The organism is Desulfofarcimen acetoxidans DSM 771 (assembly GCF_000024205.1).
GTDB classification, from domain to species: domain Bacteria; phylum Bacillota; class Desulfotomaculia; order Desulfotomaculales; family Desulfofarciminaceae; genus Desulfofarcimen; species Desulfofarcimen acetoxidans.
In genome coordinates this window covers 795283-821068 of sequence record NC_013216.1, presented here as the reverse complement: position 1 = coordinate 821068, position 25786 = coordinate 795283, and the positions used below count along the sequence as shown (strand labels likewise).

23 protein-coding genes are annotated in these 25786 nt (G+C 43.5%); 5 read left to right on the top strand and 18 right to left on the bottom strand.

Annotated features, from left to right (window positions below; genetic code table 11):
- Positions 1 to 76: 76 nt before the first annotated feature.
- The 5 genes from DTOX_RS03915 to DTOX_RS03895 all read right to left on the bottom strand — a co-directional run bounded on the left by DTOX_RS03915 (position 77) and on the right by DTOX_RS03895 (position 4271).
- Positions 77 to 1516, bottom strand: a complete 1440-nt coding sequence (locus DTOX_RS03915) for a VWA domain-containing protein (RefSeq protein WP_015756433.1) — start codon at positions 1514 to 1516, stop codon at positions 77 to 79.
- A 20-nt stretch (positions 1517 to 1536) separates the two neighbouring features.
- Positions 1537 to 2496 (bottom strand): AAA family ATPase, encoded by a 960-nt coding sequence (locus tag DTOX_RS03910; RefSeq protein ID WP_015756432.1) that lies wholly within the window; start codon positions 2494 to 2496, stop codon positions 1537 to 1539.
- Positions 2497 to 2562: 66 nt separating this feature from the next.
- Positions 2563 to 3069 (bottom strand): tRNA (uridine(34)/cytosine(34)/5-carboxymethylaminomethyluridine(34)-2'-O)-methyltransferase TrmL, encoded by a 507-nt coding sequence (gene trmL, locus DTOX_RS03905; protein ID WP_015756431.1) that lies wholly within the window; start codon positions 3067 to 3069, stop codon positions 2563 to 2565.
- A gap of 92 nt (positions 3070 to 3161) precedes the next feature.
- Positions 3162 to 3821 carry an endonuclease III gene (gene nth, locus DTOX_RS03900; RefSeq protein ID WP_015756430.1) on the bottom strand — a complete coding sequence of 220 codons (660 nt, stop codon included), beginning with the start codon at positions 3819 to 3821 and terminating at the stop codon, positions 3162 to 3164.
- A 3-nt stretch (positions 3822 to 3824) separates the two neighbouring features.
- Entirely contained in the window at positions 3825 to 4271 is a 447-nt protein-coding gene (locus DTOX_RS03895; protein ID WP_042315373.1) for a CoA-binding protein, read from the bottom strand.
- A 238-nt stretch (positions 4272 to 4509) separates the two neighbouring features.
- Here DTOX_RS03895 and DTOX_RS03890 point away from each other — a divergent pair, with 238 nt between their 5' ends.
- The 3 genes from DTOX_RS03890 to DTOX_RS03880 all read left to right on the top strand — a co-directional run bounded on the left by DTOX_RS03890 (position 4510) and on the right by DTOX_RS03880 (position 7775).
- Positions 4510 to 5244 (top strand): DUF4912 domain-containing protein, encoded by a 735-nt coding sequence (locus DTOX_RS03890; protein WP_015756428.1) that lies wholly within the window; start codon positions 4510 to 4512, stop codon positions 5242 to 5244.
- A 24-nt stretch (positions 5245 to 5268) separates the two neighbouring features.
- Positions 5269 to 6879 carry a glycoside hydrolase family 57 protein gene (locus tag DTOX_RS03885; RefSeq protein ID WP_015756427.1) on the top strand — a complete coding sequence of 537 codons (1611 nt, stop codon included), beginning with the start codon at positions 5269 to 5271 and terminating at the stop codon, positions 6877 to 6879.
- A gap of 299 nt (positions 6880 to 7178) precedes the next feature.
- Complete coding sequence (locus DTOX_RS03880; RefSeq protein WP_015756426.1) at positions 7179 to 7775, top strand: acetate uptake transporter family protein; 597 nt, start codon at positions 7179 to 7181, stop codon at positions 7773 to 7775.
- A gap of 173 nt (positions 7776 to 7948) precedes the next feature.
- Here DTOX_RS03880 and DTOX_RS21955 read toward each other — a convergent pair whose 3' ends face one another.
- From DTOX_RS21955 to hyfB, 9 genes are all read right to left on the bottom strand, one after another.
- Complete coding sequence (locus DTOX_RS21955; protein WP_083773359.1) at positions 7949 to 8137, bottom strand: DUF4368 domain-containing protein; 189 nt, start codon at positions 8135 to 8137, stop codon at positions 7949 to 7951.
- 207 nt (positions 8138 to 8344) lie between these two features.
- Positions 8345 to 8689 (bottom strand): type II toxin-antitoxin system PemK/MazF family toxin, encoded by a 345-nt coding sequence (locus tag DTOX_RS03875; RefSeq protein ID WP_015756425.1) that lies wholly within the window; start codon positions 8687 to 8689, stop codon positions 8345 to 8347.
- Positions 8661 to 8819, bottom strand: a complete 159-nt coding sequence (locus DTOX_RS22840) for a hypothetical protein (protein WP_015756424.1) — start codon at positions 8817 to 8819, stop codon at positions 8661 to 8663. The genes DTOX_RS03875 and DTOX_RS22840 overlap by 29 nt, the downstream gene beginning before the upstream one ends.
- A gap of 379 nt (positions 8820 to 9198) precedes the next feature.
- Positions 9199 to 9909: an NADH-quinone oxidoreductase subunit NuoB gene (locus tag DTOX_RS03870; protein WP_015756423.1), complete on the bottom strand. Its 711-nt coding sequence runs from the start codon at positions 9907 to 9909 to the stop codon at positions 9199 to 9201.
- Positions 9910 to 9922: 13 nt separating this feature from the next.
- A complete protein-coding gene (locus DTOX_RS03865; protein WP_015756422.1) occupies positions 9923 to 11500 on the bottom strand; it encodes a hydrogenase large subunit in 1578 nt (525 codons plus the stop codon).
- Position 11501: 1 nt separating this feature from the next.
- On the bottom strand, positions 11502 to 12971 hold the full coding sequence (locus tag DTOX_RS03860; protein ID WP_015756421.1) for a hydrogenase 4 subunit F: 1470 nt from the start codon (positions 12969 to 12971) through the stop codon (positions 11502 to 11504).
- 5 nt (positions 12972 to 12976) lie between these two features.
- Positions 12977 to 13621: an NADH-quinone oxidoreductase subunit K gene (locus tag DTOX_RS03855; RefSeq protein WP_015756420.1), complete on the bottom strand. Its 645-nt coding sequence runs from the start codon at positions 13619 to 13621 to the stop codon at positions 12977 to 12979.
- Positions 13622 to 13632: 11 nt separating this feature from the next.
- Positions 13633 to 14532 (bottom strand): respiratory chain complex I subunit 1 family protein, encoded by a 900-nt coding sequence (locus DTOX_RS03850; protein ID WP_015756419.1) that lies wholly within the window; start codon positions 14530 to 14532, stop codon positions 13633 to 13635.
- Between the two features lie 12 nt (positions 14533 to 14544).
- On the bottom strand, positions 14545 to 16530 hold the full coding sequence (gene hyfB, locus DTOX_RS03845) for a hydrogenase 4 subunit B (protein WP_015756418.1): 1986 nt from the start codon (positions 16528 to 16530) through the stop codon (positions 14545 to 14547).
- A 416-nt stretch (positions 16531 to 16946) separates the two neighbouring features.
- Here hyfB and DTOX_RS03835 point away from each other — a divergent pair, with 416 nt between their 5' ends.
- Complete coding sequence (locus DTOX_RS03835) at positions 16947 to 18515, top strand: ATP-binding protein (RefSeq protein WP_015756417.1); 1569 nt, start codon at positions 16947 to 16949, stop codon at positions 18513 to 18515.
- Positions 18490 to 19836, top strand: coding sequence for a sigma-54-dependent transcriptional regulator (locus DTOX_RS03830; RefSeq protein WP_015756416.1), 1347 nt, complete (start codon positions 18490 to 18492; stop codon positions 19834 to 19836). Before DTOX_RS03835 ends, DTOX_RS03830 begins: the two co-directional genes overlap by 26 nt.
- 135 nt (positions 19837 to 19971) lie before the next feature.
- On the opposite strand, the gene DTOX_RS03825 is transcribed toward DTOX_RS03830, so the two are convergent.
- The 4 genes from DTOX_RS03825 to nifV all read right to left on the bottom strand — a co-directional run bounded on the left by DTOX_RS03825 (position 19972) and on the right by nifV (position 25515).
- The gene (locus DTOX_RS03825) at positions 19972 to 22458 is read right to left on the bottom strand and encodes a mannose-1-phosphate guanyltransferase (RefSeq protein WP_042316642.1); all 2487 of its coding nucleotides are present in this window, start codon (positions 22456 to 22458) and stop codon (positions 19972 to 19974) included.
- 43 nt (positions 22459 to 22501) lie between these two features.
- The gene (locus DTOX_RS03820) at positions 22502 to 23755 is read right to left on the bottom strand and encodes a glycosyltransferase family 4 protein (protein ID WP_015756414.1); all 1254 of its coding nucleotides are present in this window, start codon (positions 23753 to 23755) and stop codon (positions 22502 to 22504) included.
- Between the two features lie 167 nt (positions 23756 to 23922).
- Entirely contained in the window at positions 23923 to 24291 is a 369-nt protein-coding gene (locus DTOX_RS03815) for a carbohydrate-binding protein (RefSeq protein ID WP_015756413.1), read from the bottom strand.
- 81 nt (positions 24292 to 24372) lie between these two features.
- Complete coding sequence (gene nifV / locus DTOX_RS03810; RefSeq protein WP_015756412.1) at positions 24373 to 25515, bottom strand: homocitrate synthase; 1143 nt, start codon at positions 25513 to 25515, stop codon at positions 24373 to 24375.
- Positions 25516 to 25786 lie beyond the last annotated feature (271 nt).

Below are 25786 nucleotides of genomic sequence, written 5' to 3'. Positions count from 1 at the left end.
ATCCTATGCGGGTAATCGAAGACATAATTTATTATAATTTCGACACTATTCTATAAATTCCTGCAAAAATATCAATTCAAACAGAGAAAATTTGACTGCGCATAACTTTATCCAGGTGAGCCAGCGTATTGCACTCAAACATACGGGACTGCTGTTGAAAAATAAAGACTGATTTATATTGTATCCATTCATTTCTGGGCAAAGTATTCAGCCATATTACACCCCTGAGGTTCTTTTTCATCTGCTTCAGGCGAAAAGCAGCCTGTTCAACCGCCAGAGTTTTTGTATCGCTCATAATTATCAAATATGTTTCACTTGTTAATAAATTTTGATATCTCTGCCCAAAAGTCTCTAATGACCGGTTAAAATCGGTTGCCTGACCCCATATGCCGCTCTGGTTGATGATTTCAGTCATGGTATCAGCAAAACCTTTTTTTCTTTTAAACATGGGGGTTATGCGTTCCAGATCCTCAGAAAAAATAAAACTTTCAATATCTTTCACCGCGTTGGAAAGACCGTATATAAACTGGATCACAAACCTGGCGTAGCGGGCCATGGAGGCAGATACGTCACAAATCAATAACAGGCGCGGCTTTTGAATCCTTTTGGCCCGGTAGCGCAGTTCCAGAGGAATGCCCCCGTAACTTATATTCTGGCGAATGCTGCGCCGGATGTCTATGGTTTTTTTCATTTTACTGAACCTGGTACGGCGGGAAACTCTTGTTACCAGCTTCTTGGTCATCTTTTTGATCAGGGACATGACACGGGGCAAGTTTTCATCCGAAATATTCTTCATATCCTGATACATTATATTATCGCCCGCGTCACGGAAAAACTCGGCGCTTACTCTTTCGATTACCTCATCCATCTCTTCCTCGCCGGTTAACCTGTCTGGAGCAAGAGGCTCCGGCTCATCGAAATCCTCATTATTCTTCAGCATATGATAACGCCAGAAATTTAAGGAAGATTCGGCCACCTGAGCTATCAAAGTATCAGGATTGTTGATATTATTGCCCTGGAAACTGGTCAGGATTTCTTTTAATCTTTGCTTTTCTTTTTCCGGCAGGTGAGCATAAGTTTCTTTCTGCTCCCTGGTCAGCCTGATATTCTTCAATAATTCCTCACTCCAGGGAAACTCTCCGTCCTGCATACTGGCCAAAAAGTCCTCCTCTGCTTCCTGCAGGCTGGCCAGACGATCCTGCTCGGCCAACTTCTCTTCCAGGCGCAGGCTGGCTTTTTCTTCAGGCGGGAGAAAGAAATTATTAAAAGCCAGGTCAAAAATTCTATGTTCCATTTCCCCTTTGACCAGAGTGCCTCTTAAAGCTGCTCTAACTTGATCTCTGTCCATGATGTTAATTATGGATAAAGCCCTTAAAGCATCTATGGTTTCTGAGGCGCTCACCCGGACATCCAAATGTCTCAGGATATGTGCAAACCTGGCTACCATATACTCCAAAGATTTATTATCCTTGCTGCTTATTTCTGAAAGAATTTGAGTATACTTTTGATTGTTCATCCGCACCTCCCGGCCTGCATCTAATGCCCGTGGCCGCTGCAATGGCATTTTGACTGTTCAAGGGAGTTTCCCTTGGCCGGCTTGGACTGAACTTTTTCCGGGTTATCCCTGGCGGCAACTGCTACGCTGTCCAAACCGGCCCTTTGTATTGTTTGCATATCCTCATTATTCTTCAATAATACACTTAAAGTCTGCGCCAACACCTTCTCATCAATGGAACTGGCACTTAAAGCAACCAGCGCTCTGGCCCAGTCTATCGACTCTGAGATAGAAGGCTGCTTGATCAAATCAAGATTATTTCTGATATAGCCTACAGCTCTGGCCACCTGCAGGGAAAGCTTTTCTCCCGCCTCGGGAACTTTGGTCCTTAAAATCTTTACTTCTTTTTCTACTGAAGGGTAATTTATATAGAGATAAATGCAGCGCCGTTTTAATCCGTCAGAGATTTCCCTCTCCCCGTTGCTGGTCAGAACAACTATGGGTATGTTGCGGGCAGTCAAAGTGCCCAGTTCAGGTATAGAGACCTGAAAATCCGACAGTATTTCAAATAAAAAGGCTTCAAAGGGTTCATCAACCTTGTCGCACTCATCAATCAGGAGCACAGCCTTTTCCTTGGACCTAATGGCTTTTAAGAGAGGCCTTTCCAGCAAATACTCTTCATTAAACAAATCATTTTCTATATCGCTGCATGCTTCCTGGCCCCTTAGAATTTGAATTTTTAAAAGTTGACGCTGGTAATTCCACTCGTAAAGAGACTTATTTTCATCCAGACCTTCATAGCACTGCAGGCGGATTAGCTTTAAACCAAAAGCCTGGCTTAATACCTTGGCAATTTCCGTTTTTCCAACACCCGGCGCCCCTTCCACCAGAAGCGGTTTCTCCAGTTTCAGGGATAAGAATATGGTCGTAGCCAAATCCATATCACAGATATAGCCTTGCTCTTCTAAAGTTTTTTGTAATTCGTTAACCGTTATATCCATTAAATCACCTCAATTACATATTTTTAAATATTTAGTAAGAAGATTAATTATGTTTAACCTTCCCTGTTAAGGCTTCGTACAAGTACCTTGCAATTGCGGGTTGACCCTGCCTGCTGTCTCTAAGCCGGCAAAAGCCTGCTGTCTTAAGGCTTCATATAAAACAATAGCTACAGAATTGGCTAAATTTAACGAGCGGGCGTCAGAAACCATGGGTATGCGCACACAGTTCCCGCTGTTGGCCTGCAATAAACTTTCCGGCAATCCTCTGGTTTCCTTGCCAAATACCAAGAAATCACCAGGACCGTACTCAACATCACAATAGTGCCTGGCAGCCTTGGTACTGACATAATAAAAAGTGCCAAGCGGGTATTTTTCCTTTAAAGCCTCAAAACTGTCGTGATAATATATCTCTACTAAATACCAGTAATCCAGACCCGCCCGTTTTAAATATTTATCCTCAGTAGAAAACCCCAAAGGGCGCACCAGATGCAAAACAGAAGAGGTAGCGGCACAGGTGCGCACGATATTGCCTGTATTGGCTGGAATTTCCGGTTCAACTAAAACAATATGCAAATTTTATGTCCCTCCAGCAGCGTGGCTGAACTAGCTTCAATAAAAGCTTACCCCGCGTATCAGTTATTTTTCAAGATATATTCTGTGTAATGTTAAAAAACGCTGCCAGGTGGTTGCAACGGGTTACTTGGGCACAAATCACTGAGAAAACAAGAACTGCAGAGAGGCTTTCTGGCCTTGCATAGCTTTCGCCCGTGTGTAATGAGCCGGTGATGAAAATCCTTTCTTTGCAGTAAAGGGATAACATCCAAAAGTTCCTTTTCTGTCTGCAGAGTATTTTTACCCGAGGCCAGGCCTAATCTGGCGGCAACCCTGTGCACATGAGTGTCTACAGCTAAAGTGTCCTGTCCAAAGGCCAGGCTCAAGACTACATTGGCGGTTTTTCTGCCTACTCCGGGCAGTGCTTCCAGTTGCTGTCTGTTTGCCGGTACACGGGAATTATAGTCAGATACCAATTGTTTGGCAATTTGCACTAAAAAAACCGCCTTGTTTCTATATAGGCCGCAACCTTTAATTTCTTCCGCCAGTTCCTCCGGTGCGAGAACCGCAAAGTCCTCCGGCGTACGATATTTTTGAAACAACTCCCGCGTAACCTGATTAACCTGCTTATCTGTGCTCTGAGCCGACAGGACAACAGACACCAGCAGTTCAAATTCATTACTAAAATTAAGAGCAGTAGTTGCGTCAGGATAGTGCTCTGCCAGTTTTTTTAAGATTTCTGCCGCTCTTCTATTTTTCTTCAATTGAGACATATATTAAATTTCACAGAGCAGCCTGTAATGATCTACTTTAATACAGCGATCCATTACCACTGTAAGTCCGGCTGCTCTGGCGGCCTGGGCTGCTTCTTCATTAACTATGCCTAGCTGCAGCCAAACCGACTTCTCTTTCAGGCGAATGGCCTCAGCAATGATCGGGGGTACATCAGAACTGCGTCTAAAAATATTAACTATATCCACCGGCTCAGGAATATCTGATAACGAAGGATAAGCTTTTTCACCTAATACTTCTTTAATGCCAGGATTAACAGGAAATATTTTGTAACCCTGTTTTTTTAGGTAAGCAGCCACCATATAACTGTCCCGTTCCGGTTTATTGGATAAACCAACAATAGCGATTTTTTTACTGTTTTGCAGCAAGAACTTAATTTCCTGTTCACTGGGATTTGGCAGCACATCAACACTCCTATCCTTGTCATTCATAATTTGATTTTTCTAAATAATTCTAATTATAACACTTTATATTGTGACTTTATTATAGCATATTAATTCTTTATCGTTACAAACTATCTTAAACATCGCAAAAAAACATTTATTTTTAAATTCTCAAAAGCGACTTTTTGTTAATAAAAGAACGCCTACTGGCAATAATAATAAAGCCTATGCATTAAGAAAACCTAACAGTTTTTTTGCTACTATTTTTATTAAAGGAGGGCACTCCATGACTACCATTGTTCCATGGATAATCGGGGTAGCAGTATTATTTCTGGCAGCATTTATCGTTTATAAACAAATTATTCAGCGCCAGAGCAAGCATGCAAGTAAAAAGCCAGGCGATTTTGCACAGGAAACCAGCGAAGAATTAGCACCTGTACAAATTAAATACACAGAACCCTCAGCACATAAGGAGCCTGAACTGCACCTTCCCCAAGCTTACGGCTTCGACCGCATGGTTTTAATGGTACGTGATCCTGATTGGCTGTATGCTTATTGGGAAATTACAGCTACCAAACAGGAGGAATTCTATCATAATCTGGGCTTTAATGCCTGGGAAAATTCCCATCCCGTCCTGCGTGTCTATGATGTGACCGGTGTTTGTTTTAACGGGGAAAATGCTAACAGCTATCTTGACATATCTGTAAATGATGATGCTGATAGCTGGCATATTAATGTCGGCAAAGCAAACTGCTCCTTTTGCGTGGACATAGGAAGAAAGTTATCTGACGGCAGATTCATTACATTACTCAGATCAAATGTTGTCACTACACCCAGGGTTGCCTTGTCCGAATGCCTGGATGAGGAATGGATGTGGATTGAAGGAATTTATCGCTATATGGGAAAGTGGAAGTATGGTCTCAGTTCAGCCGCCCTATTGGAGCAATTAGGTCCTACAGGAGGCATTATACCCAGCGGTGTCAGTTCCCCAGGATTTCATCAGGAAAACCCAAAACATTAAATAACTCATGAAAAGGTGAAGAAAATGCCCCAAGGCTACCTGTCACTGGTCTTACATGCACACCTGCCCTATGTAAGGCACCCGGAACACGAAAATTTTCTGGAAGAAAGATGGCTGTTCGAAGCCATTACAGAGACTTATATTCCCTTGATATCTGTTTTCGACAGTTTAGTTTACGACAATGTACCATTTCGAATAACATTTTCCATGTCACCGCCACTCTTATCTATGTTAACAGATCCCTTACTGCAGGATAGATATATTAAACACCTCAATAAACTTATTGAGTTAGTGGAAAAAGAATTGGGCCGCACCTACGGCAGTCCTTTTCACGAAGTGGCTAAAATGTACAGAGATCGCCTTCATGAAGCCCGTGAAATATTCTGCGGCAGGTATAATCGCAATTTGGTCAGTGCTTTTAAAAAATTTATGGATGCCGGCCGGCTGGAAATAACTACTTGCGCGGCTACTCACGGTTTTTTTCCGCTGATGCTGCACCAGGAAACCGCCAGGGGACAGATTAAAACCGCCATCGACCTGCATACAAAACATCTCGGACAACCTCCGGAAGGCATATGGCTTCCAGAGTGCGGCTATACTCCGGGCATAGATAAAATATTAAAAGAATTTAATATCAAGTTTTTCTTTGTAGACACTCACGGCATTATGTATGCCTCGCACCGGCCGCGTTTTGGTGTTTTTGCTCCTATTTTTTGTCCCAGCGGGGTAGCTGCTTTCGGGCGTGATATAGAATCCTCAAAACAAGTCTGGAGTAAAGATGAAGGTTATCCGGGAGACGGCACCTACCGTGAATTCTACCGGGATATAGGCTTTGATTTGGATTTTGATTATATTAAGCCTTATATTCACCCGGACGGTATTCGGATACATACAGGTATAAAATATTATCGCATCACCGGTAAAACACATGACAAACAGGTTTATGATCCCCGGTTGGCCGACCGCATAGCCGCAACTCACGCCGGAAACTTTATGTTCAATCGTGAATTGCAAGTAAGGCACCTGACAACGCTAATGGACAGGCCTCCTATCATTGTTGCTCCTTATGACGCGGAACTTTTCGGTCACTGGTGGTATGAAGGTCCCCTGTGGTTAAATTATTTAATCAGAAAAATGGCCTATGACCAGGATACGGTCAAATTGATAACACCCGGTGAATATCTTAAAATGTTTCCCTGCAATCAGATAGCCACACCCTGTGCATCCACCTGGGGCAATAAAGGCTATAACGAGGTATGGCTGAATACCTCTAATGACTGGATTTACCGTCATTTGCACGCCGCAAGTGAAAGAATGGTAGAACTGGCTAAAAACTATCCGCAGGCAGAAGGTGATTTAAGGCGTGCGTTAAACCAAGCGGCCAGGGAACTGCTTCTGGCCCAAAGCAGCGACTGGGCCTTTATAATAAGTACAAACACCATGGTTAACTACGCCATTAAGCGGACCAAGCAGCATCTCGTGAATTTCAACAGATTATATGAAGAAATAAAATACAACCGGATTGATACCGGTTGGCTGTATTATTTAGAATATCAAAATAATATTTTCCCTGATATAAACTATGAAAATTACCAGCCTGTCAAAGGCATTCTGCCCAGTGCAGTCAACAATTAATGACATGATTTTAACCAGTGACACTTTAAGGCGGCAGCCGGTAACCTAACCGGTTGGCCTTCTTTCTTTTTTTAGCCTTTTATTTTCCGCTGGCCCCGTCAAAAAAACCATTTACCCCGAATAATCAACTATTTAATTAATTAACTTTTCCTTTGCCATAATTTTTGCATATTTAAGTTGTGTAAATTTTCAAGAACTAATGTTGCATTTAAAAACAGTCTGGCGGGGGGTGAAAAATTCCAATTCTTTGTAATTAATTTGCAGTAGAATAACTTATCAAACAGGAGGGATTTTTCTTTATGTCAAAAGGTCACGATTGGGCCAATCCCGGCCCTGCAGGTTTAGTGGCATTAGCCATGGCTTGCTTTACATTCTTCGCCATTTTTACCGGCCGCGTCAGCCATGGAGCCATTGGACTGCTGGGCTGCTGGTTAATCGGCGGTTTTGTTGTTCAAGTTATAGTTGCTCTCATTGAGTTAAAAGAGGGAAATACCACAGGCGGCAACGTATTTCTATATTTCTCCGCCTTTTTTATGCTGGCATCGGGAATGGAACTCATATTAAAATTCTTTGCCGCGCAATACGGCTGGCATATTGATGCAAAGATTGACGGGTGGGCCTGGTTGCCGCTGGCAATTGCCTTAATAGCTTTCACCCCTGCTTATTTCAAATCCCCTTTATCCTTACTTGTTGTTGTATTAGCCTTAGACCCGGCTGTATTAATGGTTGCTTTATTTGATATGGGAGCAATTGACAAAGCAGTATATGCTCCAATCGCAGGAAAATTACTTTTAACCGGCGGCATTTTCGGTTTATACACCGCAGCAGGCATTGTTTTAAATACCGCTTACGGTAAAACAATTATACCTTTAGGCAAGCCGATTGTTAAAAGTTAAGTAATTTTTTTCAAATTGTTAGCTGCAATCATATATCATTCTTCCCCAAAAACAAAGCCCAGATATAAGGAGGCTCCCTTTTAGGAGCCCCCTTTTTTATGTCCATAGGGACACAAGTTGAACCGTGGGTTTAGAGAAGGAAGGCAGCAGATTTCGCTGTCTGCCTTCCTTCTCTAAACGGCTATTTTCTCGGCTTCTTCTGCGAAGGCACTGATTACGCCGATGTACCGGTAGTGGATGACGATCTTCTGCCCCGCGGTTCTGGAATATCGCTCATCACGTTCACCGACTTCAATCCGCTTGATAAACAGATTCAAAAGTTCGCCGGTCAGTTCGTTAATCTCGGTGTAACATTTTAGTATTAAACGTTATGATGGATAAAAAAGAATTTGAGGATGCTATCGAGATGCTACGTAGTTTTACTATGAGAATAATGACCAGCGTACCATATAATGAGCCAGTGGAGGAAAATAATCTACATATCGTTTCAAGCCACTAAACATTATTGTAAAGCAGTAGTTGTGTAATAATAATTAAACCACCGCAACTGTTTAGTTAACTTAGGTGGTTTAATAAAGCTCTCTATTTTTTTGTAAGACTTTAACTAGATCATCAGGGTCTAACTCACCAATTTTTTTATGGAGTTCAGATCCAATTATCGTAAGGGGTTTTGAAGCTCTTATAATAGATGGCCCTGCTAAACCGGCTTTTTGCCAGTTGATGATGGGAATATCAAAATCAGTGCGAGGACTTTCTGTAGTGATTGGGTTAATAATTACGTCCGTCTCATGGGCAATGTTTTTCCCAACTATTACTACAGGTCTAGCCTTTACTTTTGAAAGGTCTTGAATAAACCGAACTCTTGCAATCCAAATGTCACCTTGATTAAATTTCGTCCCCATAGAGGTCGTCATAAACACTATCACCTTCGCTTAACCAAAAATCAAAATCCTTGCCTACGACAATTTCACCTTTCTGATTATTGTTTTTATCAACATCGGCAATTTCATAGATAGCATCTTCAAGAAGTATACTTTTTGCCATGTTAACACTCCTCTCTCGTTGACTATATCTTAACATAGAATCAAGGCTTTTTGTATAGTATGAACATGTAATTATCTATATAAACTGGGTCGCTTTATACATTAATATTCGTTTTATCGTCTAATGTGATGCCTAAAGTTTGGTCGTAGAGGTTAGATGCGGTAAAAGCTACCCCCACCAAAAAATTTTACAAATCTTGTCCAAAATCCAGCCTCAACTACATGGCGAAAAAGAGAGCCAATGTTTTTCAGCATTACCTCTCTTTTTCGCATTTCTGTATCGGTTTGGAGTATGGTTCAATAAGTTTCCCTATTAAACCGTGCCTTTAGGAGCCCCCTTTTTTTATACTCCGGAAAATTATGCTTATGCCGCATCCCGCTTAAAGCCTGCCAATAGCAGTCAATATCCCTTTTATAATTTGCGCAGGTGTCGGTGGACAACCGGGCACATAGACGTCTACGGGCAAAAACTTGTCCACACCGCCACCGGAGGCATAGGCTTCTTTAAAAACCCCGCCGCCACAGGCGCAGGCTCCCACAGCCACCACTAAGGCCGGTCTGGGACAGGCTTCATAGGTTTTATGCAAGGCAATTTCCAAATTTCTGGTGACAACACCTGTAACTAAAAGCATATCCGCATGGCGGGGGGAAGCTACGAAATCCACGCCATACTGCTGTATATCATATACAGGATTGGTCATAGAATTAATTTCAAAATCGCAGCCATTACAGGCCCCGGCATCGACATAACGAATATGCAGTGACCTGTGGCATATTTTTTTAATTTTTTCACGCAAGGCCCTGCCCAGGTCTTCCGCTGACGCAGGTGCTGTCAGAACAGGAACTTCCGTCTCGCCAATCGCTCCAACCGGGCAGACCTCACGGCAAGCGTGACAATAAATACACAGCCTGCTGTTAACAGTTTTGCCTGCTATTGCTCCCACAGGACAAACAGCCTCACAGTTATTGCAGTCTTTCTGACAAAGTTTCATATCTATCTGGGGAAGACCCCTGCCCATGCTTTCCCCCCAGGTCCGGGGATCTTCCGTTACAATTCTGGTTTTCATTAAGCCTTTAAATAATTTCAGCATTTTTGCCCTCCCCCTACCGGTCAAGGCAGGCATAACATAATTCAAAGCTCTTATTAATCAATGGAAAGTCCGGTACAATATTTCCGGGCAAACACAGGGGAACTACCGGCCAATTACAATGAGAAGCAGAACGAACCATATAACGGTAAACAGTATTGTCCGGCCCGCTCATAACCCAGTGGACATTAGCCCCCCTGGCGGATTCAGTATATCCGACAGCCGTATGGTAAGGCTGAAGATAAGTGATAGGCGCTTGCAATTCACCTGCGGGCAGGTTATTAAAAACCTGGCGTATAATATCAAATGACTGCTCGCTTTCTTCTATCCTTTGTATCAAACGGCAATAAACATCGCCTTCGTGTTGAATAGGCACCTGAAAGGAAACCCTTCTGTAAGCCGCATAAGGGAATTCCCTTCTTAAATCTCTGTTCACGCCTGACGCTCTGGCGGCAGGTCCGGTGGCGCCCAGGTCACGGGCCGCATCTGTCGGCAGAACACCGGTTGTCTGCATTCGGTCAAGAAGAGACTGGGAACTGAGCATGGTGTCGGTCAACTCTTTCAATTCTCTCTTTACAGTATCCAAAGCACGACCGATCCCCTCTGTATCCTTTAGATCAATCTTTACACCCCCCGGAACAACAGTTCCGCGCAGGTACCTGTGTCCGGCCAGTTTCATATTCATTCTCATCAAGCGTTCTTTCAATTCCGCTCCCCTGCTAATGCCAAAGGAAAAACCGATGCCAGCGCACATATTGCCAATATCCCCCACATGATTATATAGCCTCTCCATCTCCAGCAGTACGGTCCGAATGTATCTTGCCCTTAACGGGGCGTTAATGCCCGCCAGGCTTTCAATTGCCTGGGCATAAGATACCGCATGGGAAGCCGAGCAAACCCCGCATACTCTTTCCGCCACTAAGACGGCGTCAAGGAAGTGTTTTCCCTCGGCTGTTTTCTCAATACCACGGTGAGTATAAAATAATTGAGCCTGTAAATTAATAACGTCCTCGCCAAAAGTAAAAAATCTAAAGTGACCGGGTTCAATAATCCCGGCATGCACGGGACCTACCGGAACCTGGTAAAGACCCTCGCCCTCGACCTTACAGAATTGCATTTCTCCTTGTACACGGGGCACCTGCCGGCCCGCAATAAAATCTTTTCTCATGGGGAAAACATCCTGCGGCCAATCAGGGTGAACCGCTACCCTGCGTAAATCAGGATGGCCATAGGGCACAATGCCCAGCATATCCTTGATTTCCCTTTCCAACCAGTGAGCTGAGGGCATCACAGGTGATATTGACGTAAAAGTGGGGTTTTCCGCGTTCAATACTATTTTGGTTTCTACCAGAGTAGTATCACCCGGCAAACCGAAAACAGAATAGACACTAAAATGTCCGTTATAATCTCTTTCGTCAACCCCTGTCATGGTCAATAAATAGGCTCCCTCAGCCTTTAATCTTTTTACCGTTTCCATAAAGCTGGCAGCAGGCACTCCCAGCTTTATCGTGCGAATTGCCAGTTCGGTAGTAAATTGCAATATGTCACAGTTCTGCTCGTCTTGCAGTTCCTTCCAGATAACACCAGTATTCACCTTAGATACCTCCAACAATCAAATAGTTGACTACCTTTCCTATCAGACTCTGAAATGCATCAGGCATATAAATACCCTGCATTATCAATAAGCAAAGAGGCAGCAGGATCAGTACATGGTTGAACGAAAACCTCTCTCCTTGAATAAATCTCTTCGGCAAATTACTGAAATACATTTTACCGGCAAAATAAATCAAACCGGCAAATACAATAGCAATTACCATAAGAAATATAAAACCAACACTTTTTCCCACATAGGCAAAACCGCCGGAAGCTACATTAAGTTCACTGATAAACAGCCCGAAAGGAGGAGCCCCTCCAATAGCCAGCAGGCTGGCCATGAATACAGTAGAAGTGATCGGAAGCAATTGACCGATACCTTTCATTTTAGGGATTAACTTGCTGTTATACTTCTGCGTCAAAGTACCTGCACTTAAAAAAAGAACCGACTTGCCAAGAGCATGGTTGATTAAATGCAGCAGTGCTCCTGTATAGCCTAAAACCCCGCCGATACCCACACCAAGCACAATAATGCCTATGTGTTCAACACTTGAATAAGCAAGCAGCCTCTTAATATCCTTCTGCACCAGGATAAAAGGCAAAGAACCTACCATTGACAATAAGCCAAAAATTATCAACAGTTTGGCGGAGAAGTTTCCCCCGACAGATTTAACTGTCAGCAGGTGAAACCTGATGATGGCATAAACAGCACAATTCAACAAGACCCCTGATAAAAGCGCGCTTACAGGTGAAGGTGCCTGACTGTGAGCGTCCGGCAACCATGTATGCAGGGGGAACAAACCGGCTTTTGTCCCATACCCGACCAGCACAAAAATAAAAGCCAGTTTCATCAAAGAGGGGTCAATCTGCCCGGCCATAGAAAAAAGCAGCCGCCAGCTAAGGCTGATTTCTTCTCCACCGGAAATTCCTCTGACAGCATAATAAGTAAATATTATACCTAGCATCGCAAAAGCAATGCCTACCGTACAAATAATAATATATTTCCAGGCAGCTTCCAGTGACTCCTTATGACCGTAAAAACCAACCAGCAGAGCCGAAACTATAGTGGTAGCTTCAATAGCCACCCACATAACACCCAAGTTATCGGCCAGCACCGCTAAATACATGCTGGCTAGAAATAAGTGCAAAAGACCGAAGAAAATACCCGTGCGGCGCTGCTCCAACTCTCCTCTTTCTTGATCCCTCCTGAGATAACTGACCGCATACAGGCAGCAAATTGTCCCCACAACGCCAATTATAAAGACAAACACAGAGGAAAGTGCATCCAGTACCAGAAAAGAGGACTTTACCGCAGCACTTCCGGAAACCAAGGCTTGAAAAATACAATAGATTGCTGTGCAGCCGGTCAACAAAGCACCCCAAATGTTTATCTTTTCCACAGCGGAAGCTCTCATGGGTAAAAAACACAGCACTGCCGTTATAACCGGTACAGCCAATAAGAGGTATAACATTTCTCTCACCCCTTTAATTTATTCAAATATTTAGTATCAAGAGTATCAAAAGTTCCTCTTATCTGATAAGTCATTATACCCATGACTAAAGCACCGACTAAAACGTCAAAGAAAATACCCAGTTCAATAATCAGAGGCATGCCTCCGGTAACAGCAACAGCGCACAAAAACAACCCGTTTTCCATAACTACTATACCAATTAACTGGCTTATAGCGGTTCGCCTGCTGATCATAAAAAAACAGCCCAGCAAAACTGTGGATAGAGCGGCTGAAAGCAGGTGACCTCCGGGGAGTTCCTCCAGCAGAACAGGTACTGCATAGTCATAAGAAAGACCTATTAATAATATGCCTATTAAAATAGAAGGAATCAAACCCACGGAAAGGGAAGCTTCCCGGTCAACCTTAACGCTGTAAACCAGCTTAAAGAGCACCCAGGGCAGAATAACCACCTTGATTAGCAGGGTCAACCCGCCCACTAAAAACATATGTGTACCATTTGCACCCTGGTTATAACCCATATAGAAAGCCATGCTGCTTAAAGCCAGGGACTGAACAGCCAGCAGATTTATATTATTCGGAATACTCTTGCCGGCCAGCATTAATAAGCCTGACATCAGAAAAACCACTGCCAAAAAATCAACTACAAGCACCCTAACCCCCCCTATACCAAACAATAAATTAACAATGCCAGCAGGCAAAAGGTAGCTCCCCCTGCCATCAGTTCCGGCAGCTTAAACAACCTCATCTTGGCCATGCTTGTTTCAATCACAGCCAGAGCCAATCCTAAAACAATCACTTTTCCAATCATAATCAACAGTGCCAGAGCCGGAGAAGCACCTGCAGCCAGAGGCCAAAATAAGTGTATCAAAAGAACCAGCAGCACCGTTTGTTTAACCATAGCCGCCAGGTGCAAAAAGCCCACCTGTCTCCCGGCATATTCCAACAGCATAGCTTCGTGCACCATAGTCAATTCAAGGTGTGTATCAGGATTATCCACCGGAATACGACCCGTTTCCGCTACCGTTACAAACATTAAGCCGATAAAAGCCAACAGACCCACCGGATTGTGCCCGGCACCCCTGATGCCTGCCAGATCTGTAGTTCCAGCCAGTAAAGCCAGTCCAAATAAACCTGTTACCATTACCGGTTCAACCAGAGTTGCAATCATCATCTCCCTGCTCGAACCCATGCCTCCGAAGGCACTGGCCGGTTCCAAGCCTGCTAAAGCAAGAAAGAATCTGGACAAGGCAAAAAGATAGGTTAAAGCAATCAAATCACCAAAACCAAAACCGGTCTTCACCCACATAGGGATCAAACTGCCAGCAGTCAGGTAAGCAGTCAAACAAACATACGGGGTTAAAAGGGTAATCCATGATGTATTGTCCGATACCACCGGTTCCCGCTTTAAAAACTTGATCACATCAAAATAAGGCTGAAAAATACCGGGGCCGCGCCTGCATTGCATCAATGCTTTGGTTTTCTTAATAATACCGTTCACCAGAGGCGCCAAGAGCAATAACAAAATAATTTGCCCGCCCATAATAACCAATTGATCAGACACAGTTTAAACCTCCTATCTGGCCCAAACCAGCAAAACTACCAGCGTTATAAAGATATAGCCGAGATATAAATTTATACTCCCGCTCTGAATATGCTGCCATATTTTTGAGGTTTTAATAATCGTTTTTCTCAAGGGATTATATAAGAAATCCTCAATAACCGGTCTAACATGTTCATCAAAGTGAATATGGAAATCGAAATAAGGCAACAACCGGTAATTGTTTTTCACCTTCCTTTTAGGCTGTAGAATTGCACGATAAGTCCTGCGCACAGGCTGAGAAAAGGAAGCAGCGGTATATTCCATCTCGGCGGTTAATTCTATGCCGCAGCCCCAGGTTTCGGTCCGCCTGACTTTCTTGGCCCCCGTCAGCTTACTGGCAACAAAGAGAAAAACACCGACCAATACAAGCAGCAAAGTTAAATTCATATTGTAAGTCGCAATTTCAGGCAGTGGCGTTCCAGGCACCAGTTGTTCGATTAAAGGCGTTATATTATTCAATACCAATCCCGGGGCAACACCGAAAAGCAGACATAACACAGCCAGAGGGGCCATACTTATTCTCATCAAAAAGGGTACTTCCTCAGCCGCGGCCGCCTTTTTTGTTCTGGGCAGTGCCAGAAAGCTGATTCCAAAGGCCTTAACAAAACAGGCTGCAGCTAAAGCGCCTGTCAAAGCCAGAGCAACTCCGGATAAAACACCGGCAATACTCCAGAACGCAGATACTTTTTGATAAGACATACCCAATAAAGATTGATATATTTGATATTCACTGGCAAAACCGTTAAACGGAGGTATAGCTGATATAGATATAGCTCCGACCAGAAAAAGCAGTGCTGTTTGCGGCATTTTTTTAATCAGCCCGCCCAATTCCTCAATATCCTTGCTGTGAGTTGTATAATAGACCGAGCCAGTCCCCAAAAACAAAAGGCTTTTAAAAATAGCGTGATTCAGCACATGAAACAGCCCGGCCGCCAGGGCAACAGCGGCGGCAACAGGCATAGACCAGGCATAAAAAATAAGCGCTGTCCCTAAGCCCATCAGAATAATGCCTATATTCTCCACACTGTGAAAAGCCAGAAGCCGCTTCATGTCATGTTCCATCAAAGCATATAAAACACCCATGACAGCTGAAACTACGCCGACTGCCAGTACTACACCGCCCCACCAGGCAGGGCCCGGACCTAAAATATCAATAATCAGACGAATCATACCGTATATAGCCGTTTTCAACATAACACCGCTCATCACCGCGGATACATTGCTGGGAGCAGCCGGGTGCGCCAACGGCAGCCAGATATGCAGCGGAACAATACCGGCTTTAGTCCCAAAACCGATTAATGCGCAAACAAAAATCAGGCTCTTTACTGCGTCCGGCAAACCATGGCTGTTAGCGGACAAAACAGCAAAATCCCATCCCCCGGTACCTTTAAACATCAAAAAGAAAGCTGTCATAATAAAAACTGTGCCGAGGTGCGTCATGACAATATAACTAAAACCGGCTTTGCGCACCTGCTGGTGGCGATATTCAAAAGTAACCAGAAAATAAGAAGCTAGAGTCATTAGTTCCCAGAAAATAAGAAACATGATGGCATTGGTGACAGTTACCACCAAAAGCATGGACAAAACAAAAACATTATAGCAAAAACTCCACCAGGCAATATTCTCAGTTTTATAAATACTCATATAATTCCAGGAATAAAAGCTTACCAGAGCTACAACCAGCGAAATTGTAGCCACAAAAAAACCGCTTAACCCGTCCATAACAATCTGAAAAACAACTCCCGGCAAAACCGTTCCCAGATTAACGGTCCAGGGTTCGGGTGCCAACAACGATGCCAGACCCAATCCCAAACCCAGTAAACCGGCGGCCCCTCCTAAAAAGCAGCCCAGCCACAGGGACAGTTTTCGGCTGGTCTTGAGCAGCAATGGGAGAATAGCCCCTGAAAGGTACAGAAGAATAACCATTAATCCTAACTGCTCTTGCATACCACCAATCATTATGCAGCCTCCAAATCAAAAATTAATATTATCAACAATTAATATATATAAAAGTACTAAAAGAGCAGCGCGCGCAGTCACTCTGTACATAGCACCCGCAAACACTTTATGCAAGAGATGTACCATTATTAAAGGCCGTATTAATACAGGCAAACGGCAACTCGAACTGCATCATATGCTACAACACTTTTCGGATTATTCACAAAAACACTGCAATTTCAACACTCCAAATGGCTGTCTTATTTGCTGCACCAATGCACTATCTAATTCATCGCTGTATTATATAATACAATTAGTTGCAATTAAGCAGTATCTACTCGAAAAAATTATTTGGCGGGACTTTTTAAAAATGAATCTTTTCCTACAGGGATATGTATTATATAATGCATTTGAGGTATTAATACAGGCGGGAAAGGATGATTAACCTGAAATTTCAACAATATTTTTCCTTCTTTCACGAAAAAAGCCTTACGAATCAAATTATAATTATTACTGCCGCCATTATGCTTATTCCGCTTGCGGCTTTAATCTATGATATTTCCTTTGCCTCCCGCACAGATAAAGTAGTTTTCTTGGATAAAGAGAAAAGATTGGAATCCCTGGTCAACAGCGCTAAAGAGGAATATATTAAGAATCTTGTCAATACTGAAAGCGACACGCAGGCGCTGGCTCAAACAGTCCTGCATAAAACATTTGTTAATGTCATACAGCCCTATGTGCCGGCCAATACAGGTATTCGCTTCGGTCTCTATGTCCCGGATTCCAATAAAATAACAGTCTTAGGCTTTCTGCATAATTACCGCAATCTATCGCCTGAAGAAGAAACCATAAGAGAAAAAGATATTTTTAAGAAAACAAAATCAGGTTTGGTGGCAACCCAAATGAGCAAAGAACCTCTTTTTAGAATTACCGGTACCTGGGACGACCAGGTAGTGGAATATATTTGCCCCGTAATAGTTCAAAACAAGCTGATTGCAGTCATGTGGGCAGGAGAAAGACTAAATCCCATATTCTATCAGAACAGTTACTTCAGAAAACTGGTACGCTATTTTATAATTTTCGTGCTGGCCCTGGGCATTGCCGGCACCTTATTCATTGTGCGCAATATCACCACAGGAGTCAACCGGTTGAAACGCGGCCTGCAGGATATGGAGAAGGATATTCACCTGCTGCTGCCGGAAATGAGCGGAGAATTGGGACAAGTAGCAGCAGCAATAAATAAAATGGCTGTGGCACTATCTGAAAAAGAAAGATTAGAAAACCAACTGAGACAATCCGAACACCTGATAGCCTTGGGACGTTTAGCCACAGGAGTTGCGCACGAACTTAGAAATCCGGCCGGTATTATAAAAACCCTGGCAGAGTTGATGCATAATGAATATTCACTGGTGACGGGCATTGAGGAATTCACCAGATCTATAGAGGAGCAGGTTGACCGCCAAAATACTGTCATACAGGAATTGCTTGATTTTGGCCGGCCAAGCAAATGCGCATTTAAGAAATGTTCGGTTAACGACTTGTTGACCGGCGTCCTATCCTTTTCCAGCGCCATGTTGAGAAAACAAAATATAACAGTTCACCTGGCCTTTCAAGAGTCAATACCGCTAATTTGGGTAGATACAGAGAAATTAAAACAAGTCTTCGTTAACCTCATTGTTAATGCCGCCGAAGCCATGCCTGATGGTGGAATGATGGAAATAACGACTACTTGCAAGGATAAATTCCTATCCATTCAATTCAAGGATTCAGGTGAAGGCATTTCCCCTGAGCTGAAGACATTAATCTTTGATCCCTTTTATACCACTAAAGCAACAGGAACAGGGCTGGGCCTGCCTATTTGCTATCAAAACCTGAATATGCATGGAGGAACTATTAAAGTTGACAGCATCCGGGGACAAGGCGCAATTTTCACCATCATACTTCCCGTAGAGCAAAATCATTTTAAAGGGGGCGGTCAAGTTGATACCTCGTATATTGGTAATTGATGATGAAGAAAAAATGTGCTGGGCTTTGGACAGAGCCCTGAGTCACGAGGGCTACCAGGTAATAACCAGCACGGAAGGCCTGCAAGGAATTGCTCTGGCGCAAGAAATTGAACCTTCCATCGTTATTCTTGACTTATGGCTGCCTGATATTGATGGAATGGAAGCTCTGCGCAAAATCAAAGAAATTAATGCCGGTATGCCCGTAATCATGCTGACAGCCCACGGTACAATTGAGACGGCTATCGAAGCTATGAAGCTAGGCGCCAATGACTATATCACCAAGCCGTTTAAACTGGATGAGCTAAAGGTGCTGTTGAAACAGGCTTTACATGTTCACCAGTTAGAAACAGAAGTCGATTTTTTACGACAGGAATTGAGCAGCAAATATGGCAGAATGATCGGTCAGAGCGACTCTACCAAAGAGGTAGCCTCCCTTATACGGCAGGTGGCGAAAACAAATACCACTGTTTTAATTACCGGGGAAAGCGGTACCGGAAAAGAAGTTGCGGCAGTTGAGATTCATAATGCCAGCAACCGCTCGGACAAACCTTTTATCGCGGTAAACTGCGCTGCTTTACCGGAACATCTTCTGGAGAGTGAGTTGTTCGGCCATGAAAAAGGTGCCTTTACCGGAGCGTTAAACAAGAAGAAAGGACGTTTTGAAATAGCGGACAAGGGTACTATTTTCTTAGATGAAATCGGCGAAATGCCTATTAGCATGCAGGTTAAATTTTTAAGGGTTTTACAGGAGAGATCTTTTGAAAGATTGGGTGGGACTGAAACCATATCCGTGGATGTGAGGATTATTGCCGCCACTAATTCAGACCTGTCTCTGGCTATAGCCAGAGGAGCTTTTAGAGAAGATCTTTACTACCGGCTAAACGTAATGAGGATTAATCTGCCTCCTTTAAGGGTCAGAAAAGATGATATTCCGTTGCTGGTCAATCACTTTTTAGGTAAATTTGACACTTCCCACAGCAAAAAAATCTCACCCGAGGCCATGAAGCTGCTTATCCGATATAACTGGCCCGGAAATATAAGAGAACTGCAAAATGTTATAGAAAGAGCTTTAATCTTTTGCCAGGGGTCTGAAATTCAGCCTGCGCATTTACCCAGAGAGATACTGGACAATATTGAGGAATATGAAACACCTGTGCTAAACCTCCCGGAAAGCGGCATATCCCTTACGGAATTAGAGAAACACTTAATTATTAAAGCTCTGGAGAAACACAACCGCAACCAAACCAAAACGGCTAAATATTTAGGCATTTCCCGGGCCACGCTGCTTTACCGGATGCAAAAATATGGTATTAATTTATAGCTCAAATTAATTTGCAATTGTTTATCCTAAAAAGAAACCCGTCTCGTTATAAAGCAGGACGGGTTTCTTTATTATATACTTTAATATGCCAATATTACCGGCAATAACTATATCGGCACTGGTTTTTCCATTACTTTAAACAGCTGCACCGACAATCTCACTTATCTTATTAACATACATGTCGGTTAGCGATTCAGCGATTTCCATAGAGGTCCCCTCAGATAAGACACGGCAAATCGGTTTATCAGGATCCGGCAATACCAGTGCCCAACCCTCGGGATGATAAACCTTAACACCATCCAACAGTTCCAAGTGTTCTTCAGGCGGATTTTCCACAAGTTTTCTGATAACAGTACCTTTTGCCTCCCAGGGTACAGCCACTTCTTTCTTGTCCAGAAAGAAATCAGGGATCTCATCCACCAGCTCAGCCAAGCTGATATCATTCTCAACGCAAAAACTCATTATTCTTACCAGCGCGGATAAGGCATCAAAATGCATAAAGAATTGTGAAATACCCCTCACCCTGCTGCCAGGCTCCTGATTCTCCAACTGCAATATTTGCTCCAGAAAATCCTGCACCGCTGTTTTGGTTCTTATCACCTGCCCGCTATATTGTCCGGCCAGAGTTTCGATAATACGAGGAGCTGTAATCGGCACCACTACCGAGCCACCTTGCTCTTTCAAGATTACCAGGGCAATCAGAGCTGTCAACAACTCATCCTTAATCACCCTTCCTGAGCCATCCAGCAACAACAGGCTGTCAGCATTGGGATCAAGTATGACTCCCAGATCAGCATTTTGTTCCACTACACTTTTTGATAATTGCGGCAAAACAGACTGGCAATTATACCAGCTTCCTTCCTCAGCAAGCTCCTCCTGGCAGTTATCCAGCAGATCGATATTAAGTTCTTTGAATAAAGGTGCAATAAATCTTTCCAAATTCGTATTATCATAAATCATAACTATCCGCAGCCCAGCATCAGCAAGTAAAGCAATATGCGCCTGCCTGGCAATGGACTGTATATAAGCCTCCGGCATGCCATGCACTGATTGTGGTTTGTTCAACCTGCTAATATCCGCCCGTTGAAAATCTTCTCGCATAAAAATGTTTTCCAGTTTGCGTTCTTCGCCACGCGAAATGTTGCCTCCCCGGCTGTCAGTAAAAAGCATACTTGTTTTTTCCTCATGCCAGGGAGATTTTTTGACATGAATGCCGCCGTTAGCCGCCATAAAACGCACTGCCATGCGGTGCATGGGGGTTACCCCAATTCCCAGGTCGAAAACTTTTACTCCGGCAGACTGCAAACCTGCCACGAGAGCGTCTTTAATCATTCCGGATGAGGGATAATTATCGCAGCTAACCACAACCATGGCACCTGCCCCACGACAGGAACCAAAGGCCGCGCCTGCCCGGCAGGCATACTCCGGCGTAATATCTACATTAACCTGTCCGGTAATCCCCTCCAACCCAAATATCTTCTTAGGCAGCCTGGTGCCCCAGATTAAACTGCTTTGAACGACCGATCCCATATCCACTAATTTGTTTGGCCACAGCTTAACATCCGGTTTAATCATGCCGTGTTCCCTGATGACAGAGTCATCTCCTATTACCGCTCCTTCATAAATCTGCGCGTTAGCCTGCACCTGCACCCTGCTGCACAGGACAGCGCCGCGAACCGCCGCCCCGGAACCTGTAAAAACATGATTCCAGATAACACTTCGCTTCACCGAAGTACCCTCTTTTAATACACACCCTTCACCTATTACACTGCAGGAACCCAGTTTTACCCCTTTGCCTATATGGCAATTCTCACCTATAAGCAGAGGGCCTTCCATTTCAACGCTGTCACTTATTAATGCGCCTTTCCCAACCCACACGCCCTGCGCAATTTCTTTTCCCGGTATACTTATCTTAACCTTGCCGGACAGCGCATCATAATGCGCCTGCAGGTACTGCCGCAGGTTTCCGATATCACACCAATAACCCTGCTGCACAAGACCAAACAGAGGCTTCTTGTCCTTTAACAGCCTGGGAAAGAGGTCTTTACTGAAATCAAATACCTGACCCTGATTAAAATAATCCAAAACACCTGGTTCCAAAATATAAATACCGGTATTAACCGTATCACTGAAAACTTCTCCCCAACTGGGCTTCTCCAGAAACCGCCTGATGCGGCCGTTTTCTTCAGTAATCACCACTCCATACTCCAAAGGACAATCAACCCTGGTCAATAAAATGGTGGCATCCGAGCACTGATTGCGATGAAACTCTATAGCTTTTGACAGGTTCAGATCAGTCAGTGCATCCCCACTGATTACCAAAAAGGTTTCATCCAAAAAGTTGCCTGCGTTTTTAACACTTCCTGCCGTACCCAAAGGAGATTCTTCCACAAAATAGCTTATATTCACACCGAACTGAGAACCGCTGCCAAAATAATCTTTTATAGCTTCCGGCATATACTGTAGAGTCACACCTATATCCGTGATACCGTGCTGCTTGAGCAAATCTATAATATGACACATAACCGGCTTATTTAATACCGGAACCATCGGTTTAGGGCGACCGCAAGTAAGAGGTCTTAACCGGGAACCTTCCCCGCCGGCCATAATAATTGCTTTCATATTCATCTAAGCCTCCTTAGCAGCTGTTTTTTCTTATTTAATATCAACTTGTCCTGGCATTACCAAATAAACGGCTGAAACGGTCAATTACACCCTGCATGTTATCTTGTCCCGACCAGTTTGACATTCGGTGCTCTTTCAAAACTTCCTTATACACTTGAATAGTATTTTTAGCTATTTTAGACCAATTAAAATCTTTTACCACTTTTCTATAGGCATTATCTCTAAGTGTCGCAGCCAGTTTACGCTGCTGGAGGATGGGCAAAATATTATCGGCCAGAGAACGACTGTTGCCGCAGTAGGCTTTCAAGCCATCCACACCGTGTATTACTATCTCGCTTAGTCCGCCGTTATCCGTTACAACTACCGGGGTTTTGGCAGCCATCGCTTCCAGAGCAACTATCCCGAAAGGCTCGTAAAGACTGGGAAAAACAGCCACATCGGCCCAATGGTAAAGAGCATTTCTAACCTCGTCATTTATGTAGCCGGTAAAATAAACCCTGTGCGCTATGCCCATCCGTACCGCCTGTTCACGCAATTGAGCCTCATGAGGACCTTTTCCGGCTATTATGAGTTTAGTTTTTTCTTGCCGGCTCAAAATATCCGGCATTGCCTCCAGGAGAACCTGAACACCCTTTTCCCGTACCAGCCTGCCCACATAAAAAATGATTTTTTCATCCGGCGCGGCATAATCATCTCTGGAAAGCCTGCTTTCCTTAAGCACAAAGTTTTCCGGATTAACACCGTTAGGAATTACTTTGAGCTTATCCTGAGGGATTTGAAACACATAGCTCAACTCATTTTTCATATAAAAACTGCAGCAAATTACGCGCCAAGCCTCATAACACAACCACCACTCAATATCACTGATATGCCTTTGCAAATCATTGTGCAGACCGTTATTTCGCCCGTATTCCGTAGCATGAATAGTAACCACCATAGGCACCTGGTGAGCATGCTTTAACGCCCTGGCGGCATATGCCACCAACCAATCATGAGCATGTACAATTTGTATATCGCGCAAATCATTGATTAAAGGAATCGCCCGCTCCAGCATGGCTACGTTTAACTGCATTACCCAGGTTATAAAATCAGGACTGGATACCTGGTAAGGGTTTATCCTGTATACGTGCACGCCATTTATCTGCTCATATTCCGGTGCTCCCGGCGAACCGCAAGTCAGTAAAAAGACCTCCGTTTCCTCTTTAATCAGAGCGGAGGTTAGATCGTAAACATGCTGAGCCAGCCCGCCAACAGACTTGGGCGGATATTCCCAGGATAACATCAATACTCGCATTGCCCTGCCCACCTCATCTTTCCATACCAGTATTCTCTATCCTAATATTATGTACAAATATTTTCTATTTATCCCTAAACAATGACTTATCCGCAGAGCCATCATAAGCATAATTTCCCAGAACACAAAACAACCCCCCGCCATTATTCATGGCGGGGGGTTTTGATTTACATTTTGCCGTTATGAATTTGGAAAGTCCAGTTGTACCCGTTGTTATTATCCCAGTTATTTGCGTTATCCCTGAAACAAAAGTTTAAGTTATTGTCGAAAGGTGCTTCAAATTCTTTGGCAAAACCCCAACCTGTATGCTCCATACGGACTTCTTTGACTCCATGCCATTTCCCGGCATCACCATAGCCCATATGCAGGTATACTTCATGCGCTCCGCTTTTAGCCAGCAACCCATTGTACAAAATATAAGTTTTTTGACCCGCGGTAATGGGTGTAGGGTCTACACTCACCCCACCCGGATAATCAGCGTCATGCATGACTTTTAAGCGACCAACACCCTCGCCGTATCTTGATTTCGGAATCAATTGCTTCACCTCCGAATTTTTTTGATACAGGCGTAGTATTTGAATTAACCGAAACTTTTATGTGCTAATTTTTAATGAATTTTATTTAACATGCTTTATATCGCCAAAATAACTATCATAAATATACATAAGCTCTTTGTCAAATAAAGGCCGTTTCATTGACACAGTGTAAGAACGGATTTTAGGCAGGATTTCTTCTGCCTGGTGATCATTTAAATGAATGCCAAATTCAACAAATTTAGCCTTAATTGACGCAGTGCCTGAATGCTTGCCAATAACAATCTGTCTCTCCAGACCAACCTCTTCCGGTAAAAAAGCTTCATAGGTTTTTGGGTTTTTCAGGGCACCGTCAGCATGGATACCTGACTCGTGCCTGAACATATTAGAACCGACAATAGCTTTCCAGGCCGGCAATTCACGTCCGGAGGCGCGAGAAATATATTCAGCCACCTCAGTGAATAATTCCGTTTTAAAACCAAGATCCATATTATATAAATGCTTTAATGACATAACCACTTCTTCTAAAGCCGCGTTGCCTGCCCGCTCTCCCAAACCTATAACGGTCACACCCACGTGAGTGGCACCGGCTTTCACACCTGCCAGCGCATTGGCAGTTGCCATGCCAAAATCATTATGTGTATGCATTTCCACATCAATTTGGGCTCGTTCAATAATAGTTTTAATGTTCTGGTATGTTGTAAAAGGCTCCAGGATACCGACAGTATCACAATAACGAAGTCGATTTGCTCCCGCTTCTTTGGCGGCCTTGGCAAACTCAATGAGAAAATCCATATCGCTGCGGGATGCATCTTCAGCATTAACCGATATATACATACCCTCTTTTTTGGCATAATGCACCGCACTGGTCATCTGTTCCAAAACCCATTCACGGGTTTTATGGAGCTTGTGTTTAATATGAATATCCGAGGTGGATATGGAAATAGCCAGAGCATCTACTCCGCAGGCCAGCGAAGCATCTATATCCTTAATTACCGGTCGGTTCCAGCCCATAACACTGGCTTTTAAACCTGACTTGCAAATAGCTTTGATAGACTCAGCCTCATCCCCGCCCATAATGGCAATACCAGCTTCAATTTGGTGCACTCCTAACTCGTCCAATAGCTTTGCGATACGCACCTTTTCCCTGTTGGCAAACACTACCCCGGCAGTCTGCTCACCGTCTCTGAGAGTAGTATCCACAATCAAAATTTTACGTTCGGACATCCTTAACCCTCCTTATGTTAATCATCAATTCCTGATAAACAATTGTTTAGTTATTGAATAAGCATATACTAAAAAAACATATAGTTATATTTAGCATACCACAAAAGTTACAAATTGGGAACTATGTTTTATAGTTAGACTACTGTATACATTTATTCATGATTATATCCAATAAAGTTATGCTTTTGCCTGTATTGCAATATTGCTTAACTATAACTTCAAAAATACTATGTCTCAAAAAAAATTATTATAAAGCAAGCGTTTATCTTCT